General features: G+C 72.2%; 22 protein-coding genes. 8 read left to right on the plus strand and 14 right to left on the minus strand.

Features of this window, described 5'->3' with window-relative positions; all coding sequences use genetic code 11:
- Positions 1–224: 224 nt before the first annotated feature.
- Complete coding sequence (locus AB0K10_RS03860; RefSeq protein ID WP_234582109.1) at positions 225–641, minus strand: CBS domain-containing protein; 417 nt, start codon at positions 639–641, stop codon at positions 225–227.
- A gap of 90 nt (positions 642–731) precedes the next feature.
- Entirely contained in the window at positions 732–1,430 is a 699-nt protein-coding gene (locus tag AB0K10_RS03865) for a TMEM175 family protein (protein ID WP_363679702.1), read from the minus strand.
- Positions 1,431–1,574: 144 nt separating this feature from the next.
- Between AB0K10_RS03865 and AB0K10_RS03870 the strand changes: the two genes are divergently transcribed.
- Positions 1,575–2,156: a nucleotidyltransferase family protein gene (locus AB0K10_RS03870; protein WP_363679704.1), complete on the plus strand. Its 582-nt coding sequence runs from the start codon at positions 1,575–1,577 to the stop codon at positions 2,154–2,156.
- Positions 2,157–2,290: 134 nt separating this feature from the next.
- On the opposite strand, the gene AB0K10_RS03875 is transcribed toward AB0K10_RS03870, so the two are convergent.
- The 4 genes from AB0K10_RS03875 to AB0K10_RS03890 form a co-directional block, all read right to left on the minus strand.
- Positions 2,291–2,731 (minus strand): PPOX class F420-dependent oxidoreductase, encoded by a 441-nt coding sequence (locus AB0K10_RS03875; RefSeq protein WP_363679706.1) that lies wholly within the window; start codon positions 2,729–2,731, stop codon positions 2,291–2,293.
- A 157-nt stretch (positions 2,732–2,888) separates the two neighbouring features.
- Positions 2,889–3,914, minus strand: coding sequence for an aspartate-semialdehyde dehydrogenase (locus AB0K10_RS03880; RefSeq protein WP_363679708.1), 1,026 nt, complete (start codon positions 3,912–3,914; stop codon positions 2,889–2,891).
- A gap of 192 nt (positions 3,915–4,106) precedes the next feature.
- Positions 4,107–5,450, minus strand: coding sequence for a pitrilysin family protein (locus AB0K10_RS03885; protein WP_363679710.1), 1,344 nt, complete (start codon positions 5,448–5,450; stop codon positions 4,107–4,109).
- On the minus strand, positions 5,447–6,739 hold the full coding sequence (locus AB0K10_RS03890; protein ID WP_363679712.1) for a pitrilysin family protein: 1,293 nt from the start codon (positions 6,737–6,739) through the stop codon (positions 5,447–5,449). Before AB0K10_RS03890 ends, AB0K10_RS03885 begins: the two co-directional genes overlap by 4 nt.
- 439 nt (positions 6,740–7,178) lie before the next feature.
- On the opposite strand from AB0K10_RS03890, the gene AB0K10_RS03895 reads away from it, so the two are divergent.
- Complete coding sequence (locus AB0K10_RS03895; protein WP_363679714.1) at positions 7,179–7,595, plus strand: hypothetical protein; 417 nt, start codon at positions 7,179–7,181, stop codon at positions 7,593–7,595.
- Here AB0K10_RS03895 and AB0K10_RS03900 read toward each other — a convergent pair.
- Positions 7,562–7,780, minus strand: coding sequence for a hypothetical protein (locus AB0K10_RS03900; protein WP_363679716.1), 219 nt, complete (start codon positions 7,778–7,780; stop codon positions 7,562–7,564). The genes AB0K10_RS03895 and AB0K10_RS03900 overlap by 34 nt on opposite strands.
- Positions 7,781–8,054: 274 nt before the next feature.
- Here AB0K10_RS03900 and AB0K10_RS03905 point away from each other — a divergent pair, with 274 nt between their 5' ends.
- The 3 genes from AB0K10_RS03905 to AB0K10_RS03915 all read left to right on the plus strand — a co-directional run bounded on the left by AB0K10_RS03905 (position 8,055) and on the right by AB0K10_RS03915 (position 9,888).
- Complete coding sequence (locus AB0K10_RS03905; RefSeq protein ID WP_363679718.1) at positions 8,055–9,149, plus strand: 3-deoxy-7-phosphoheptulonate synthase; 1,095 nt, start codon at positions 8,055–8,057, stop codon at positions 9,147–9,149.
- A gap of 269 nt (positions 9,150–9,418) precedes the next feature.
- Positions 9,419–9,643 carry a hypothetical protein gene (locus AB0K10_RS03910; protein WP_363679720.1) on the plus strand — a complete coding sequence of 75 codons (225 nt, stop codon included), beginning with the start codon at positions 9,419–9,421 and terminating at the stop codon, positions 9,641–9,643.
- Between the two features lie 50 nt (positions 9,644–9,693).
- The gene (locus AB0K10_RS03915; RefSeq protein ID WP_363679722.1) at positions 9,694–9,888 is read left to right on the plus strand and encodes a hypothetical protein; all 195 of its coding nucleotides are present in this window, start codon (positions 9,694–9,696) and stop codon (positions 9,886–9,888) included.
- Between the two features lie 63 nt (positions 9,889–9,951).
- Here the strand turns inward: AB0K10_RS03915 and AB0K10_RS03920 are convergent, their stop codons facing one another.
- From AB0K10_RS03920 to AB0K10_RS03930, 3 genes are read right to left on the minus strand one after another with little or no spacing between them, the layout of a single operon-like run.
- Positions 9,952–10,488 carry a DUF1360 domain-containing protein gene (locus AB0K10_RS03920; RefSeq protein ID WP_363679724.1) on the minus strand — a complete coding sequence of 179 codons (537 nt, stop codon included), beginning with the start codon at positions 10,486–10,488 and terminating at the stop codon, positions 9,952–9,954.
- Between the two features lie 49 nt (positions 10,489–10,537).
- Positions 10,538–10,864: a hypothetical protein gene (locus AB0K10_RS03925; protein ID WP_363679726.1), complete on the minus strand. Its 327-nt coding sequence runs from the start codon at positions 10,862–10,864 to the stop codon at positions 10,538–10,540.
- The gene (locus tag AB0K10_RS03930) at positions 10,864–11,202 is read right to left on the minus strand and encodes a DUF6158 family protein (protein ID WP_363679728.1); all 339 of its coding nucleotides are present in this window, start codon (positions 11,200–11,202) and stop codon (positions 10,864–10,866) included. The genes AB0K10_RS03925 and AB0K10_RS03930 overlap by 1 nt, the downstream gene beginning before the upstream one ends.
- A 128-nt stretch (positions 11,203–11,330) precedes the next feature.
- Here AB0K10_RS03930 and AB0K10_RS03935 point away from each other — a divergent pair, with 128 nt between their 5' ends.
- Positions 11,331–11,765 (plus strand): hypothetical protein, encoded by a 435-nt coding sequence (locus AB0K10_RS03935; RefSeq protein WP_363679730.1) that lies wholly within the window; start codon positions 11,331–11,333, stop codon positions 11,763–11,765.
- Positions 11,766–11,792: 27 nt separating this feature from the next.
- Positions 11,793–12,119 carry a DUF3817 domain-containing protein gene (locus AB0K10_RS03940; RefSeq protein WP_007464337.1) on the plus strand — a complete coding sequence of 109 codons (327 nt, stop codon included), beginning with the start codon at positions 11,793–11,795 and terminating at the stop codon, positions 12,117–12,119.
- Positions 12,120–12,135: 16 nt separating this feature from the next.
- On the opposite strand, the gene AB0K10_RS03945 is transcribed toward AB0K10_RS03940, so the two are convergent.
- Positions 12,136–12,618: a DUF6232 family protein gene (locus AB0K10_RS03945; RefSeq protein WP_363679732.1), complete on the minus strand. Its 483-nt coding sequence runs from the start codon at positions 12,616–12,618 to the stop codon at positions 12,136–12,138.
- A 557-nt stretch (positions 12,619–13,175) separates the two neighbouring features.
- Between AB0K10_RS03945 and AB0K10_RS03950 the strand changes: the two genes are divergently transcribed.
- Entirely contained in the window at positions 13,176–14,120 is a 945-nt protein-coding gene (locus tag AB0K10_RS03950) for an NlpC/P60 family protein (protein WP_363680485.1), read from the plus strand.
- A 71-nt stretch (positions 14,121–14,191) separates the two neighbouring features.
- On the opposite strand, the gene AB0K10_RS03955 is transcribed toward AB0K10_RS03950, so the two are convergent.
- The 3 genes from AB0K10_RS03955 to AB0K10_RS03965 form a co-directional block, all read right to left on the minus strand.
- The gene (locus AB0K10_RS03955; RefSeq protein ID WP_363679734.1) at positions 14,192–15,181 is read right to left on the minus strand and encodes a sigma-70 family RNA polymerase sigma factor; all 990 of its coding nucleotides are present in this window, start codon (positions 15,179–15,181) and stop codon (positions 14,192–14,194) included.
- Between the two features lie 400 nt (positions 15,182–15,581).
- Positions 15,582–16,538: an N-acetylmuramic acid 6-phosphate etherase gene (locus AB0K10_RS03960; RefSeq protein ID WP_363679736.1), complete on the minus strand. Its 957-nt coding sequence runs from the start codon at positions 16,536–16,538 to the stop codon at positions 15,582–15,584.
- Complete coding sequence (locus AB0K10_RS03965; protein ID WP_363679738.1) at positions 16,535–17,449, minus strand: MurR/RpiR family transcriptional regulator; 915 nt, start codon at positions 17,447–17,449, stop codon at positions 16,535–16,537. The genes AB0K10_RS03960 and AB0K10_RS03965 overlap by 4 nt, the downstream gene beginning before the upstream one ends.
- Positions 17,450–17,514 lie beyond the last annotated feature (65 nt).

Raw genomic sequence — 17,514 nt, forward strand, 5'->3', positions numbered from 1 at the left:
GTCCCCGCACGGGTCCCCGCCGACCCACACGGTCAACCTCGCCCGATTCGGGTGAGCCGGCGCGTCGCGTCGGTCGCCCCCCGTTAGCCGCCCGGCGATCGGTGGCAGTTCAGCAGGGCGGCGCTCGGCGCGTCGGGTTGCTCAGCTGCCACCGATCAAGGGAACGAGACGACAGCGCGCCGACCCTCCCCAGCGGGGAGGGCCGGCGCGTCCGCGGCGGACGATCAGTTGTTCGGGTCGTCGGCGCTGATGTCGGCAAGCACCGACTGCGGTTCGCGCTCGACCGCGAGGTCACCCATCGACACCAGACCGACCAGGCGCCCGTCGTCGATCACGGGCAGTCGGCGTACGGCGTAGGTACGCATCAGGTCCGCGGCGGACACCGCGTCGTCGTACTGACTCACGGTGATCACGTCGCGACTGGTTATCTCGTTCAACCGGGTCGAGCCCGGGTCCATGTTCTCCGCGACACCACGGACCGTGATGTCCCGGTCCGTGACGATACCGACGACACTGTCGCCATCGGTCACCACCACGTCGCCGATCGCGCTGTCGCGCATCTCCTGAGCGGCGGCGATAAGCGTGTCGTTGCCGTCCATCGTCACCAACCGGGTCGTCATGAACTCTCCGACCGTTGTCATGGTGCTCCCCTCTCGGTGTCGGCACGGCCCGTCTACCCGCCGCCCGGGAGGGGGTAACGCCGATGGCCGGACCGCTGTGCGGCGAGCCGGCTATCCGCGCCGGTGGCGCAGGCGGTGCAGCTCGTACAGACCACTGCTGGTCAGGCTGAAGAAAATCGGCAGCAACAGGAAGATCGTCAGCGCGAACAGTGGGTCGGTGAAGAATCCGATGAGAGCCGCCAGCCCGTACCCCAGGATCCCGACCGCGGCCCGTGCCCGTTCCGCGGGGAAGAACCCCCGCGACACCGCCGGATCGACCAGGTCGTGCCGGCGGGTCAGATAGTGGTACAGGACCAACCAACTCGCCGAGAGCAGCATGCCGGCCAGACCGTAGAGGACAACGCCGGTGCGCTCGTCGGCCCGGTCGCCCTGCCGCACGGCCTGCGAGACGATCGAGGTCGCGAACGGCAACAGCGCCGTCGTGAACAGCACCCCGAGGTTGCACCACTGCAGACCCTTCCCGCTGCCCGCCACCCGGTGGAAAGCAGCCCGGTGGTTCAGCCAGGTGATCGCCACGAGCAGGTACGACGTGACGTAGGCCAGGTAGGCCGGCCACTGCTCGACGAGCGCGTGCAACAGCTGACCCCGGGCGACACGGGGCGGCTGGAGGTCGAGCACCAGGAGCGTGATGATGATGGCGAACACCCCGTCGCTGAACGCGAGCAGGCGGGACGTCTCCGACCGCAGGGCCGGGCCGCCGGTGCCGTCGCGAATCCGCCCGACGTCGTCGCTGCCCTGCTCGGTGCTCATTCCGCCCCTCCCCCGAGGTGCCGATCCTCCCCGGCGCTCCGCCTGGGCGACGCCGGCACGGCAGCGCGGTATACCCGCCGACGGCCTCGCCACCCCGTTGCCGCGGGGCGGCGCGTGTCGGCGGCACCACCTAGCGTGGGTGGGGTGCTGACGGGCGAACGGGAGCTGCGGGACCTGGTCGCCGGTAACGCCTGGCTGACCCGGGCGCTGAGCGTGGTCCGCGATTCGGGGCTGCCGGACGCCTGGATCGGGGCGGGCGCTCTCCGCGACCTCGTCTGGGGCGAGCGGTACGGCGACGGGTTCGACCCGGCGACGGTCCGCGACGTGGACGTGGTCTTCTTCGACCCGATGAGGCTGTCCCGCGACGACGACCACCGGGCCACCGCCCGACTCGCCGCGGCCTGGGCAGCGCCGCCGTGGGAGGCACGCAACCAGGCGGCGGTGCACACCTGGTACGCGTCGAAGTTCGGCGGCGACCCGATCCCGGCGTACCGCAGCGTCGCCGAGGCGGTGGCCACCTGGCCGGAGTACGCCACCGCGGTGGCCGTGCGGCTGCGCCCGACCGGTGGGCTGGAGGTCTGCGCGCCGTACGGCCTGGGGGATCTGCTGGGCGGGGTGTGGCGGCACAACCCGGCCCGGGTGGACGTCGCATTGTCCCGGCAGCGACTGGCTCGCCATCGGCCCGCGCAACGCTGGCCCGGCGTGACAGTGATCGAGCCGGGCTGACCCGGAGGTCGCCGACCGGGCGACAGTCGACCTCGTCGGTCGCGGCGGCCCAGGCCGGCCCGCTCGGGCGCGAGGTGCAGTCCGGCGCGGCGGCCCAGGCCGGCCCGCTCGGGCGCGAGGCGCAGTCCGGCTCGTCAGGCGCGGGGCGGCATGCCGTAGATCCGCTCGACGTGCAGGCGCAGCACCAGCCGCCGGTCGGCGACCATGGCGGTGCGGTAGTCGGCCCAGTCCGGGTGCTCGCCGCGCAGCGACCGGTAGAGCCCCACCAACTCCTCGACCGTGGCGTCGTCGACGTCGGCGGCCGGGGCGGTCAGCTCGGCCCGCCCCTCGACCACCGCGTACGCCCAGCCGTCCTCGCTGCCGACGTGGAAGCTGGCCCGCGGGTCCCGACGCAGGTTGGCGGTCTTGGCCCGGCCGTCGGTGACGGACACCCGGATCAGGCCGGCCGCGCGGTCGAACGCGTAGACCACTGTGGACAACTGCGGTCGCCCGTCGCGCTTGAGGGTGGCCAGCACGCCCATCGAGCGGCCGGCGATCAGGTCGGTCAACGCCTGCTGGGTGGGGTCCTCCGGCACGGTTCCTCCAGGTGGCACGGTCGGCTGCGTCCATCCAAACATGACCGGCGGGCTCCCGCCCCCGATGGACCGCCACCACCACGGACTGCGGGCCCCCGCCACGATCGGCCGGGAGCCCGCAATGATCGCAACGGTCAGCGCCGCTGGATGGCCGTGGTCAGCGCCGCTCGGCGGCCACCAACTCGGCGAGCTGTACGGCGTTGAGCGCCGCGCCCTTGCGCAGGTTGTCGTTGGAGCAGAACAGCGCCAGCCCGTACTCGACGGTCTCGTCGGCGCGGATGCGGCCCACGTAGGTCGGGTCCTGCCCGGCGGCCTGCAGCGGTGTCGGTACGGCGGTCAGCGCGACCCCGGGCGCGTCGGCGAGCAGCTCGTGGGCTCGCTGCGGGGTGAGCGGGCGGGCGAAGCGGGCGTTGATCTGGAGCGAGTGGCCGGTGAACACCGGAACCCGGACGCAGGTGCCGGAGACCAACAGATCGGGGATCTCCAGGATCTTGCGGCTCTCGTTGCGGAGCTTCTGCTCCTCGTCGGTCTCGAACGAGCCGTCGTCGACGATCGAGCCGGCCAGCGGCAGCACGTTGAAGGCGATCGGCTCGGCGAACGAGCGCGGCGCGGGGAACTCCACGGCCGACCCGTCGAAGGCCAACCCGGCGGCGTGCTCGGCGACCTTGCGGACCTGCTCGTCCAGCTCGGCAACACCGGCCAGCCCGGCGCCGGAGACCGCCTGGTACGTCGAGACGACCAGGCCCACCAGACCAGCCTCGGCGTGCAGCGGACGCAGCACCGGCATCGCGGCCATCGTGGTGCAGTTGGGGTTGGCGATGATGCCCTTCGGGCGGTTCGCGGCGGCGTGCGGGTTGACCTCGGCGACCACCAGCGGCACCAGCGGGTCCATCCGGAACGCCGAAGAGTTGTCGATCACCACGGCGCCGGCCTCGGCAACCCGGGGCGCCAACTCCAGGGCGCTGCCCTTACCGGCCGAGAAGAGCACGATGTCCAGCCCGGAGTAGTCCGCGGTGGCCGCGTCCTCGACCGTCACCTCGCCGTCGCGCCACGGCAGCGTACGCCCGGCGGACCGCGCCGAGGCGAACAACCGCACCTGCTCCGCCGGGAACTTCCGCTCCGCCAGCACCTGCCGCATCACGCCACCGACCTGGCCGGTGGCCCCCACAATGCCGATCCTCATGCCCGCGAGGCTACCGACCCCGCCCCCACAACCGGCACCCCTTCCCAACCCCCGGGTCCCACCTCACATCGGACCCCCCACCCCGTTGATCATGAAGTTATCGTCGCGACACGCCGCGCCGGGTGACGATAACTTCATGATCAACGCGGTCAGGGGTGGTCCGGGGTGGGTTAGGGGTGGGTTAGGGGTGGGTTAGGGGTGGGTTAGCAGGGGGCCTAGGTTTGCCGATTCCAGGTCGTTGTGGATTGCTGCCGCGTCGCCCTCGATGACCAAGGTCAATGCGTCCGGGTGGAGGTGGGTGGCCGCCGCCTTCGAGACCTGGTCGACGTCGGCGTTGAGCAGTTCCTCGCGCAGTTGGGCGTGGTAGTCGTCCGGCAGGTCGTGCACCACGAGCGTGGTCAGCGCGGACGCGATCGCCCGGGGGCTCTGCAACTCGACCGAGAGCTGACCGGCCCGCCAGGAACGGGCCACCGCCAGCTCGTCCTCGGTCACGCCGCCCGTCTGCGTACGGCTGATCTCGCCCACCGCCTCGACCAGGGCCGGCGCGGTGACGGCGGTCTGGACGCCCGAGCTGACCGCGAACCGGCCGAACCGCCGGGACGAGGCGAACTCGCCCCGGATGCCGTAGGTGTAGCCGTGCACCTCGCGGATCAGGTGGTTGAGCCGGGACGTGAACGCCCCACCGAGCACCGTGCCGGCGAGGGTCATCGGCACGTGGTCGGGGTGCGCCCGGTGCGGCGACGGGTGGCCCAGCCGCAGCGTGGACTGCACCGAGCCGGGCCTGTCCACCAGGATGATCCGGCGCTCGACGCGCAGCGGCACCTCGATCGGGCCGCCCCGCTCGGCCGGACCGCCTCCGGTGCCGGCGAACGCCGCCCCGGCCAACGCGTCCAGGTCGATCCGGTCCAGGTCACCGGCGACGATCAGGGTGCCCGGCCGCAGGAACCACTCGGAGTGGAAGACCGTGATGTCCTCCACGTCCAGGGCGGCCACCGAGTCCGGGTCGCCGTACATCGGTCGTCCCCACCGGTTGTCGGCGCCGAACAGGTCGGCGCGCAGCGCGGCGTCGGCGCGCGGGCCGGGGTTGGCCCAGTCCATCCGCAGCGCGGTGGCCTCGTCGTCGCGGACGCGCCGGACGTCGACCGGATCCAGCCGGGGCGTCCGGACGGCCTCCGCGAGGAGCTGCACCGCGGCGGTCAGCCGGTCCACCGGGACCTGCACGCTGACCTGGAACGAGTCCCAGTCCAGCCCGGTCACCAGCTCGGTGCCGAGCGCCTCGATGGCCAGCGCGTACGCCGTGGCGTCCCGCTGCGCGGTGCCCTCCTCCAGCGCCTTGGCCAACACCCCGCCCAGCCCTTCCTTGCCGGTCAGCTCCCGACCGGCGCCGGCGTCGAGCAGCAGCAACGCGACGGCGAGGTTCTGCCCGGGCAGGTGCGCGGCGACCACCTGGCCACCGCCGGCCGCGCGGCGGACCACCGGCGGGAACCGGTACGGGCGAGCGGCACCCGGGCCGGGACGGTCGGCGATCAGCGTCATGCGGTCTCCTCGGGCAGGTAGGTCAGGGTCACCCGGTCGGCGGCGCCGAGCACCTCGGCGGCCGTCTCGGCGATCTGCTCGGCGGTCACCGCGAGCCAGGCGGGCAGCCGGTCGGCCGCGCGGGCGGGATCGCCGAACTGGGTGGCGTACCGCCCGAGCGTGTCCGCGCGGCCGTCCACCGTCGACATCTGCCGCCACCACGCCGTGCTCAGCAGCGCCTTCGCGCGGTCCAGCTCGGCGGCGGTGACCGGCACGGTGGCCAGCTCGTCGACGACCTCGGCCAGCCCCTCGGCCAACCGCTCGGCGCTCACGCCGGGGCGGGCGGTGGCGGTGGCGATCAGCGGCGCCGGGGCGTGCGCCAGGTCCACCCCGTACGCCCCGACCAGGTCGGGTTGGGCGATCCGCTCACCGTCGGCGAGCCGCTGGTAGAGCCGACTGCCCCGGCCGCTGCCGAGCACTGTGGCGAGCACGGTGAGCACGTCGTACCCCGGGCTGCCGAACGGGTGGCCGCGGTGCGCGACATAGACGCGCGGCGCCGGCACGTCGGCGGTCACCGTCTCCACGGCGGGCTGGCCGGTCGCCGCGACGGTGCGCCCGTCCGGGGCGGCGGGGATGTCGTCGCGGGCGGGGAGCGCGCCGAAGTACTTGTCGGCCAACGCGAACACGTCAGTGGCCCGGGCGTCGCCGACGACTGTGAGCACCGCGTTGTTCGGCACGTAGTACGTCTCGTGGAACGCCTGGAAGGTGGCCAGGTCGGCGGCGTTCAGGTCGGCCATCGAGCCGATGGTCGAGTGGTGGTACGGGTGCCCCGGCGGGTAGAGCAGCGGCAGCAGCCGCAACCAGGCGTCGCCGTACGGGACGTTCTCGTAGCGCTGCCGGCGCTCGTTCTTGACCACGTCGCGCTGGTTGTCGAGCGTCTCCTGGGTCAGCGCCGGGACCAGCCCGCCCATCCGGTCGGCCTCCAGCCAGAGCGCCAACTCCAGGTGCTCGGCCGGGACCGTCTCGAAGTAGTTCGTCCGGTCCGGGTTGGTGGTGGCGTTGAGCGAGCCACCGGAGCCCTGGATCAGTTTCATGTGCTCGGTCTTCGCCACGTTTACCGAACCCTCGAACATCAGGTGTTCGAAGAGGTGGGCGAAACCGGTCTGCCCGGCCGGCTCGTGCCGGGATCCGACGTCGTACCAGAGATTGACGGCCACCGCGGGGGCGGTGCGGTCCTCGCTCACCACCACACGCAGGCCGTTGTCCAGGCGGGACGTCTCGATGGGCCAGGGGTAACCACTGTCGGGCATGGCACGACGCTATCCGATCTCGCGGGCGGAAAGGTGACGTGCGGCCGGTCGGCGAGCCGACCTCGCCGGCGGGGCATCGAGTCCGCCCGTCGGGGTACCGCGCAGGGATGACCCCACCGACCCCCACCCCGCCCGCGCGCCGACCGGCCGCCAGCGCCGTCGAACGCGCCTCCGCCGCGCTCGGCCGGCTGCGCCGCGGCCGGCTGCTGCATCCGGCGGGTCGCTCGTTCACCGCCGAGGTGACGATGTGGGGTACGCCGGGACCGCCCACCGGGGTCGCCCTCCTGGACGCCCCCGGCCGGTACGCGGCAACCGTCCGGCTCTCCAGGGGGACGCCCACACCTGATGGCTGGCCGGACGTGCTGGGCCTGGCGGTGCGCGTGCACCTCGACGCGGCCGCCCGTTCGACCTGCTGGTCAGCTCCAGCGGCGCCGCGCCGGTGCTGCGGAACCTGCCGCTGCCCCGGCGCGGCTTCACCGGGACGTACAGCACGATCATGGGTTATCGCGCGGCCCGGCGCCGTCTGTGGTTGGCCGCGTTGGCGGACCCGGAAGCGGTCGACCTCGGCCGCGGTCTGGCCGCCGTCGCGGCCGCGGCCCGGACGGACGCGCCGCGCCTGGTGCTCGCGGTCGCGTCCGCCGTGGGGCCGTGGCACCCGGTCGGGCAGGTGACCATCGGCGCTCAGCTCACCGCCCGGGAGGACGCAGCGCTCGCGTTCGACCCGGTGCGCAACCTGCCACCCGACCTGCGGGCGGCCGGCCCGCTCGCCTGGCTGCGCGAGCAGACCTACGGGGGGTCACGCCGGGCCCGCGGCGCGACGACTCAGTCCGGGGGTTCGACGGCGACCACCGTCTGATCCGAGGTACGCCGCTCCAGCACCGTGTCCGGGGCGGCGTTCTGGTCCGCCTCGCGGATGTCCGACTCGGCGAGGATGGCCTCCGCCTGTGCCTGCGGGTCGTCGCTGCCCGCCGCCACCTCCTCGGGAAGGAGGTGGTGCGCGCGGGACTCCGCCCGCTCCTGATCGCTCTGCTCGTCACTCATGGCACAGCTGTTACCCCCGGCCCGCCCTCGGCACGCGATGTTCACGCCGCATCTTGGGACGACGGGGCGGGCATCCCCATCCGGTCGGGTACGCTGGCTCCCGTGACGCGGTCGTATCCATGGTTTAGGCAGCCGGCTCGCAGGCCGGTGACTTCACCATGAACTGACGTCACCACAAACCGAGCCGGCTGGGCAGGAGCTGTCGTTCCTGCCCTTTTGCGTACGAGCAGCCGGCTCGTCCCGGGCACCGGCCCCGGGCACGGTCGGCGGAAGGATGCCCACCGTGACGACCCCGGAGACCGATCGGGTCAGCGATCAGCGGATCGACCGTGTCGTGCCGCTGACCACACCCGCCCTCCTGCACCACGAGTTACCCCTGGACGCACCGCTCGCCGCAGCCGTGTTGACCGGCCGGCGCGCGGTGGGCCGCGTGCTGGACCGCGAGGACGACCGCCTGCTGGTGGTGGTCGGTCCGTGCTCGGTGCACGACCCGGCCGCCGCCCTCGAGTACGCCGAGCGTCTGCGCGCCGCCGCCGACCGGCTCGCCGACGATCTGCTGATCGTCATGCGGGTCTACTTCGAGAAGCCCCGGTCCACCGTGGGGTGGAAGGGCCTGATCAACGACCCCGGGCTGGACGGCAGCGGTGACGTCAACACCGGCCTGCGCCGGGCGCGGGCGCTGCTGCTCGACGTCCTGCGCCTCGGCCTGCCGGTGGGTTGCGAATTCCTCGACCCGATCACCCCGCAGTACATCGCGGACACGGTCGCGTGGGGCGCGATCGGCGCCCGCACCGTGGAGAGCCAGGTGCACAGGCAGCTCGCCTCCGGCCTGTCCATGCCCATCGGCATGAAGAACCGCCCCGACGGCAGCATCGGCACCGCCGTGGACGCGATTCGCGCCGCCGGCGTGCCGCACGTCTTCCCGGGCATCGACTTCTCCGGCACGCCGGCGATCATGCACACCCGCGGCAACACCGACGGGCACCTGGTGCTGCGCGGCGGTGGCGGTCGGCCCAACTACGACGCCGAGTCGGTGGCCGGCGCGCTCGACCTGCTCCGGGCGGCCGGGCTGCCGGAGCGCCTGGTGATCGACGCCAGCCACGCCAACAGCGGCAAGGACCACCGCAACCAGCCGCTGGTCGCCGCGGATGTGGCGGCGCAGATGGCCGCCGGCCAGCGCGGCATCACCGGCGTGATGCTGGAGTCGTTCCTGCTGCCCGGCCGGCAGGACCTCGACCCGACCCGCGAGCTGGTGTACGGGCGTTCGGTCACCGACGCCTGCCTCGGCTGGGACGACACCGCCGAGGTGCTCGACCACCTGGCCACCGCCGTACGGGCCCGCCGGGCCACCCTTCCCACCCCGGCGTGAGGGTGTGACGGCCGGCACTGCGGTGCGCGGAACACGGAACGGCGGCGCCTGGTTAACTGAGGTGTCGGTGTGCTCAGTGTCCCCGGGCCTCACCTAAATAGCCCTCGCGGAATACCGTTCGGCTGGAGCCGCGTCGCGCCACTCGCCGAGAGGCGACCTACACACCGACACCAGCGCCGCCCCCGGCCCACAAGGCTCGGGGGCGGCGCTGTCTGTACGGGGCCACCGGCGCGACGTTTGACCGATTCCGACCCGGGTAGCTGATCGGCGTGACCGACGACGCATCCGTGGCCGACGAGCCGGACACCGAAGCCCTCGACGACCTGCTCGACGACATCTTCCGAGGTCAGGAGCGGGTCACCCAGGCGGAGATCTATCGCCGGGCGGTGGCCGCCGAACTTCCCCCGGAGCTGCTCGCGCGCATCGACGCGCTGCCCGAGGGCGAGTACGCGGTGGACGAGGCCAGCGACCAGCTGGGCGGCACCGTCGCGTGAGCCGGACCAGCGGAACCAGCGAAGCCAGCGACCCCGAAGGGACATCCACCATGACGCACCACGAGGACCGTGACGAGAAGGTCCCGGCGCTGGGTCAGCCGCCGAAGGGCAGGGACACCACGCCCGAGCCGGACTTCGCCAATGAGCACGACCGCACGGCTGTGGACCGGGACATCATCACCGGCGAGGACGAGGACGAACGGGAGCCGGAGTCGCCGCACGGCTGGTCCGGTATGCAGCGTTGACGCGTACGACGGTGGGGGTCGGCGAATCCGCCGGCCCCCGCTTCGCTGCGCTCGTCGTGTCGTTCAGTCGTCGTGCCCGCCCTCAGCGGCCTGCTGCGCGGTGGCGTACGCCATCTGGAGAAAGTCGGACGCGGCCACCGCCGTCAGCGCGGTGGCCACCAGGCGCGTGAGGCGGGGGGCGAGAACCAGGCCCCCGGTCAGCCCCGTGGCCACCCACACCGCCAGGCAGAACGGGCAGCTCAGCAGCTCGCCGATGGCGTGCCGGGTGGGGCTGCCCGAGTCGCGGACCTGCTCCATCACCTCACCGCTGCCGATCGGCCTGTCGTAGCGGGTGAACGGCGCCCGCAGCGGGCTGGTGACCGCGTCCTTGGACAGCAGCCGGCTCAGCTTGTGCGTGGCGATGGAGAGCAACACGACGTCGGCGGGCGCGGGACGCTCGGGCACCGGGCGGCCGGTCACCTTGACCAGGCCGGCGAGCACCCCGGTCACCCCTGCGTAGGTGCCCATGGCCGCCAGGTAGCCGCCGAGCGGCCGGTGCTCGTGCGGCGCGTACGCCCGGCGCAGCCGTGCCGCCTTCTGTCGCAGGCCAGTGTCGGTCACCGTTCTCCTCACATGTCGTCGTGGCGCGTAGGTGGCCCGCGGTGGGGTCTCAGCCGGCCTGGAGGTTGTCGGCGACCTCGCGGGCGAGGTTGGTGAGCGCCTCGTCGGCCAACTGGTCCGGGTCGGCGCCGGAGCCGTCGGACAGGTCGAGCTGGATCCGGGCCCCACCGGAGTCGGCCGGATCCACGCGGATCTCGGCGGCCCAGTCGGCGTCGCCCCAGCGGGCCCGTAGCTCCTCGCCGCTGATCTCGGCGGGAGGGCTCCCGTCGCCGCGCAGCGGCGCCGGGAGCCAGGCCGAGGCCCGAGCCGGATCGGTGGCTGTGTTGAAGACCACCTCGGGTGGCGCGGACATGCCGCGCACCGCTCGCGCCGGCATCAGGCGTCCCGCAGGCGGCTCGGGTCGACCTCCCGGCCCGGGTGCCGGGCGAGGTACTCGGTCTCCAGTTCCGCCGTGCGTCGCAGGTGGTTGGCGAGCGCGGAGTCCGCCGCGTGCCGGAGGGTGTCCAGCCGGGTGCGGTGCAGGCTGTGCATCTCGCGGATCAGATCCTCGTCGGTCAGCTCCGTCGGGTCGACGCCCAGCGTGTCGCCGTCGAGGTCGGCGCCCCCGGGGTCGGCGAGGTGATCGCCGCCCCACTCGGGCACCCGCTGCTCCGGGCTCATCTCCGTGCTGCCGCTGGACGGAAAGCCGTCCTCGCGTACCGATCCGGTCATCATCGCCCCCCTGGTCTCGTTTGGGCTGGCGTCTAGACGGATGCCCACACCGGGTGACGCCAAACCCTCCCGCCGCGTGGCAGCTACGACACCGTGTCGGAGAGCGCCGCGTTCCCGGTACCCTCGACGCCATGAGGTGGCTCTGGACCCCGGCGTGGATCGCACGTCATGCGGCCATGGTCGTGCTGGTCGTGGGCTTCCTCGGGCTGGGCTGGTGGCAGATCAGCCGGGCCGCGGCCGGCAACAGCCTCAGCTGGGGGTACGCGGTCGAGTGGCCGATCTTCGCCGGCTTCGTGGTGTACGTCTGGTGGCGTGAGGTGCGGCTGGCCCGCCGCAACGCGGAGGCGGCCGCCGAGCCACCGGCGGACCCGGCCGACGCACCGGCCGACGAGCCGGCGTCGGCCGCGACCATCGGCGCCCGACCGGCGGTACGCCGACCGGTGCGGGTGGCCCGGGTGCCGGTCAACGCGGCGCCCGGTGACGACGCCGACCTGGCCGCCTACAACGACTACCTGTCATGGTTGAACGCCAATCCGGGCGCCAAGCCCGGTGACTATCCCGGCTGAAGCCGGGGCTCGGAAGGACGGACGACTGTGGGCGCAGCCCTTACCCGGTACCGCGTGATCGCCTGGATCGTGGGCGTGGTGCTGATCCTGCTGGTCGTTGTCGGCATGCCGCTGAAGTACGCGTTCGACAACCCGGTCGTGGTGGAGACGGTCGGTCCGGCACACGGCTTCCTCTACATGATCTACCTGGTGGCCGCGTTCGACCTGAGCCGCCGGGCCGACTGGCCGCTGAAGCGGATGCTCCTAGTGATGCTGGCCGGCACCGTGCCGTTCGTCTCGTTCTACGCCGAGCGTCGCGTCACCGCCTGGCTGGACCGGCCCGTGACCCGTACGCCGGAGCCGGTAGCCAGCTGACCGGCCCGGCGGTGGGTCAGCGGCTGGGCCGCCACGGGTCGGCCGAGGCGAGCGGGTCGACCCAGCCGCCGTACCGGTTGACCTCCCGGGCGCGCAGCAGCGCCCGGGTGACCTGACCGAACTGCCGCTCGTCCTCGGCGCTGAACAGGAGCACCTCCGCGCCCCGGTGCCAGCCCCACAGCTCGTACGGCGGTGGACGCCAGCGGTCGCCGACCAGGGCGAGCGCCGCCGGCAGCAGGAGCACCGCCCCGAGGATGAGGTACGCCTCGGCGGTCAGCCGTTGCAGGCCACCGCTGAAGCCGAGGAGCAGGCCGACCACGCCGATCATGGATGCGGTGACCACGACGGCCCGGACGGCGATCCGGTCGTGCGGGCCTCGGGTGGTACGCAGGTGGGTCAGGTCGACGATGCGATAACTGGTGCGGCCGACGGTGAACCGGTCGACGGTGACGATGATGCCGGGTCGCGCGTACAGCAGCGTGGACCTGGCTCCGGGCACCGTTCGTTGCGGTCGCGTCTGTGCGCCTTCACGATTCACGGTTCCTCCCGTGGGGGCGATCTGCCGGGGTGGGTCCGTGGGGGGCATCGCTGCCTCGGGACGGGATTCCCGGCTGCGGCTCCATTGTTCTGGGGGACCGCCACTCGACCTGGGCATTTACCGATACGTCCCCGGCCCCTATCCGGGCGACATGGCCACGAAACAGCATCCATTTCGGTTTTTATCGGATATTGGCGGTGACCATCCGGCGGCATGCGCCCGGAACGACGAAAGTCGGATATCGGGCAACGGATGCGAAAAGGCGCTTCTGTCCGCGTCAGCAGCCCCGCTGGAGTCACCCGGAGCAGCGGCACTTCTCGCCACTTCGTCAACATTCGCCCCTGCTTCAACTGCGCCACACAACCGTCCCGGGTTAGGTTGGGCGGGCCGGTCTGGCCCAGTGCCACCCACCCGGGTGGCCCCGGCCGGTGTCGCCGAGGGCGTCAGCAGCCCGTCGGCGGCCGTGGGAGAGGGGCCCTTCGCTCTTGTCATCCCTGAGAACCCTGCTGCGCACCGCGATGCTGGCCGGCATGTCGGCCGCGCTCATCGCCCCGACGGCCGTGGCACACGCCGAGCCGTTCCCCGCCGACCTGACCCGACGGATCGAGACGTCCTCCGCCGAGTTGGAACGGATCGTGGAGTCGTACAACAAGCTCGCCGAGGACATCAAGGTCAACAAGACCGCGGTGGCCCGATTACAGGCCCGCATCGGCCCCCTGGAACAGCAGGCCGAGCAGAGCCGGGCCGACGTCGCGGCACTCGCCAACACCGCGTACAAGAGCGGCGGCCTGCGTACCGCGGACGCGCTGCTGCGTCCCGGCGGCTCGGTCGCTCTGCTCGACCGGCTCGGCACCCTCGACCAGCTGACCCGCCAACGCCAGGAGCGCATCTCCGGCTTCACGGACAACCAGCGGCGGCTGCTCGACGAGAAGACACGCCTGGACGCCACGCTGGCCCGGCAGGCCGCCCAGGCCCGCGAGCTGGCGGCCGGCAAGAAGCGCATCGAGAGTGACCTGGCCAAGCTGTACGAGCTGCGCCGGCAGGCGTACGGCGCCGCCACCGAGAAACCCGCACCCAAGGCGGCTGGGGTCGAGGCCAAGAACGTGCCCGCAGTGGCCGGGGACGCCGGCACGGCGGTGCGCTACGCCTTCGGCGCGATCGGCAAGCCGTACGTCTGGGCCGGTGACGGGCCCAACGGCTACGACTGTTCCGGGCTGACGCTCGCGGCCTGGCGGGCGGCCGGCAGATCACTGCCGCACAGCGCACGGATGCAGTGGGGCGCGGTCGCCCACATCGGCCGGGGTGACCTGCGCCCGGGTGACCTGATCTTCTACAGCGGGCTCGGGCACGTCGCTCTCTACGTCGGCGGCGGCCAGGTCATCGACGCGCCGAGCGCCGGTCGCAACGTGCTCAAGCGTGGCATGAACATGATGTCCATCCACGGCTACGGCCGGGTCAGCTGACCCGACCCGATACGGCGAACGGCCGGCGTCCCCCTATCGGACGCCGGCCGTTCGCCGTCATTACTACCAGGTCAGGCTGCCTGCAGCCCCTCCGCCCGGGCCAGCTCCCGGAGCCGGCCGAGGGCCTGGATCTCCAGCTGCCGGATCCGCTCGCGGGACAGCGAGAAGCGGGACGCGACCTCGGTCAGCGAGTGCTCACGGCCGTCCTCCAGCCCGTAGCGGGCCCGCATGATGCCGGCGGACCTGTCGTCGAGGTGGTTGAGCAGCCCCTCGATGCGCTGCCGCTCCAGGCCGCTGAGGACGATGTCCTCCGGCGACGGCGCGTCGCTGTCGGCGACCAGGTCGCCGAGGTTGGTGTCGCCGTCGTCGCCCACCGGGGTGTCCAGCGAGACGGTGTCCTGCGACCAGCGGCGCAACTCGTTGACCCGCTCGACGGTGACGCCGAGCGACGCGGCGATCTGCTCCGGCTCCGGGTCGCTGCCCAGCTCACGGGTGAGCTGCCGGATCACGTTGCGCATCCGGTTGACGTCCTCCACCAGGTGCACCGGCAGACGGACGGTGCGCTCCTGCTGGGCGATCGCCCGGCTGATGGCCTGGCGGATCCACCAGGTGGCGTAGGTGGAGAACTTGTAGCCACGCTCGTAGTCGAACTTCTCCACGGCCCGGACGAGGCCGGTGTTGCCCTCCTGAATCAGGTCCAGCATGGGCATGCCCGAGCGCACGTAACGACGCGCGATCGACACGACCAGTCGCAGGTTGGCGCGGATGAAGAGGTCCTTCGCGCGCTCACCCTCGACGATCAGCCGCTCCAGGTCGGCCCGGTCGACACCGTCGGGAACGGCGTCCTCGCCGAGCAGGTGCTCGGCGTAGAGGCCGGCCTCGATAGCCTTGGAGAGGTCAACCTCCTTGGCGGCGTCCAGCAGTGGCGTCCGGGAGATCTCGTGCAGGTAGACGCCGACCAGGTCGCGCTCCTCGGCAACCTCGTCGGTCCGCATGCCGATGTTCTTGTCCACGTTGCCCACGGTCCCCTCGCTCGCGCCGGTTGCCCGGTTCCTTGCCATTCCCCACGTCCGGTCAGCCCCTGGTAACTTCTGCTGTGCCCACCGTCGCTGACACCTACACAACAGATGAGACGTGTCGGGGATTCCATGTCGTGAGTCGAAAGTGTCACGAATGCCTGAGTAGTAGCTGAGAGCACGGTCCATGTTTGCTGTCAGCACCCGCCGGGTGGCGCGCCGCTGGGCACCTCGAACGGGTTGGCGGGTCGACGAATCGCCGATCGCCCGCACCATGGCAACACCGCCCGCCGCGCTCACGCAGCGACCCGGGTCACCACCGCGCTGCGATCCTGGTCACTGTCAGATACGCAGCGGTGGACCGGTCGGTTCATCCACGGGGGTGTGATTACCCCCCGCCCCGGTGAACAATCCGGAGCCCCGTTCGCTTCCCGAGCGGGGCCAGCTAGGAGGCGAGCAGGGCCAGAGCCCCGCGAACCTGGTCGGCGGAGCGCGCCAGGGCTGCTCGGGCGGCGGCCACCTCGGCTCCGGAGACCAGCGAGACCAACGCCGTCTTCAGGTCGCCGTCGGCCTCGCCGAGGGCCCGCCGGGAGACCTCCTCAGAGCAGCCGGTCGCCTCGATGAGGATCGAGATCATTCGTCCCCGGAGCTTCGCGTTGGTGGCCACCATATCGATCATGAGGTTCGAGTAGACCCGGCCCAGGCGCACCATGACTGCTGTCGAGAACGTGTTCAGCACCAGTTTCTGCGCGGTGCCCGCCTTCATCCGGGTCGACCCGGTGACCACCTCGGGTCCGGTGTCCACCCCGATGAACACGTCGACCGACCGGGCGGCCTCCGCCTCCGGATTGGCGCACAGCAGCACCGTCGAGGCGCCCGCGGCGCGGGACGCGGCGAGCGCCCCGAGGACGTACGGGGTGCGTCCACTGGCCGCCAGACCGACCACCAGATCACCGGCGCGCACACATCCGCCGGCCTCGGCCGCCCCGTTCCGGTCGTCGTCCTCGGCGTCCTCCACGGCCCGCCACATGGCGTCCGGGCCGCCGGCCAGGTGGGCGCAGAACCAGTGCCGCGGCGAGTTGAAGGTGGGGGCCAACTCGGCCGCGTCGAGCACGCCCAGCCGGCCGGAGGTGCCGGCCCCGAAGTAGTGCACCCGGTGGCCACCGCGCAGCGCCGCGACTGCCAGGTCGACGGTGGTGGCGATCTCGTCGAGCACCGCGGCGACCGCCGCGGGCACCCGCCGATCCGCCTCATTGATCACGGTGAGCACGTCCCGCGTCGACATCAGATCGAGGTCGACGCTGAGGGGGTTACGTCGTTCGGTGGGCGCGCCCACCCGGACCGTCGGGCGGGCGAGCGGTGCTGACATGTCCTCGTCCGGCTCCACGGAGCCGGGCGTCATGCCCGCCTCCGGCTGGCACCCACCCGGTGCGACTGGACCGCCTCGGCGGTCGCCTCGAGGGCCTTGCGGGCCCGGGACCGGTTGCGGGCGGCCACCCCGACGAAGAGGCAGTCGACGACGGTGAGCTGAGCGAGCCGGCTGGCCGTCGCTCCGGAGCGGTAGGTCGTCTCGCGGGCAGCGGTCGTCAGCACGAAGTCGGCGACCTCCGTGACCGGCGAGCGCGGGAAGTTGGTGAGCGCCACGGTGGCTGCGCCCCGCGTCCGCGCCTGCTCCAGCACCTCGATGACGTCGGAGGTGGTGCCGGTGTGTGAGATGCCGATCGCGACGTCACCGCGGCCGAGCAGGGCGGCCGAGGTCAACGCGGTGTGCACGTCGGGGAAGTAGAAGGCGATCCGGCCGATGCGGTGCAGCTTCTGCTGGAAGTCGGAGGCGACGAACCCGCTGGCGCCGGCGCCGTAGATGTCGATCCGGCCGGCGCCCGCGATCGCCTCGACCACCTGCTCGCAGATGGCCGGGTCGAGCTGCTCGGCGGTCTCCTCGACGGCTCGGGCGTCGTTGAAGGCGATGGTGGCGATGATCTGGGCGAGGTCGGCGCCGGGCGGAATGTCACCACCGACGACGCGGGCGTCCGGCGGCTCGATGCGCCGGGCGGCCTCGGCGGCCAGCCGGATGCGCAGCTGTGGATAGCCGTCCATGCCTACCGATCGGCAGAACCGGATGACTGTCGCCTCCGACGTCTCCGCTGCGGTGGCAAGGTCGGTGATGGTCCGCCGGGCGGCGGCGGCCGGGTCGGACACGACAAGCCGGGCGACCCGCTGCTCGGCGGGCGACAGCGATGGCAACAGCCCGCTGATGTGGACGATCAGCCCACCAGGCTCGTGACTCGCAGAAATCTTCGGACTCTTCGCCACGGGTGAAACTTACTTTCACGAGGCGTGAGCGTCAACCATGACCATATGTGGTGGGAATAGTGTCG

The sequence above is a fragment of the Micromonospora sp. NPDC049274 genome (assembly GCF_040678875.1).
Classification (GTDB): domain Bacteria; phylum Actinomycetota; class Actinomycetes; order Mycobacteriales; family Micromonosporaceae; genus Micromonospora.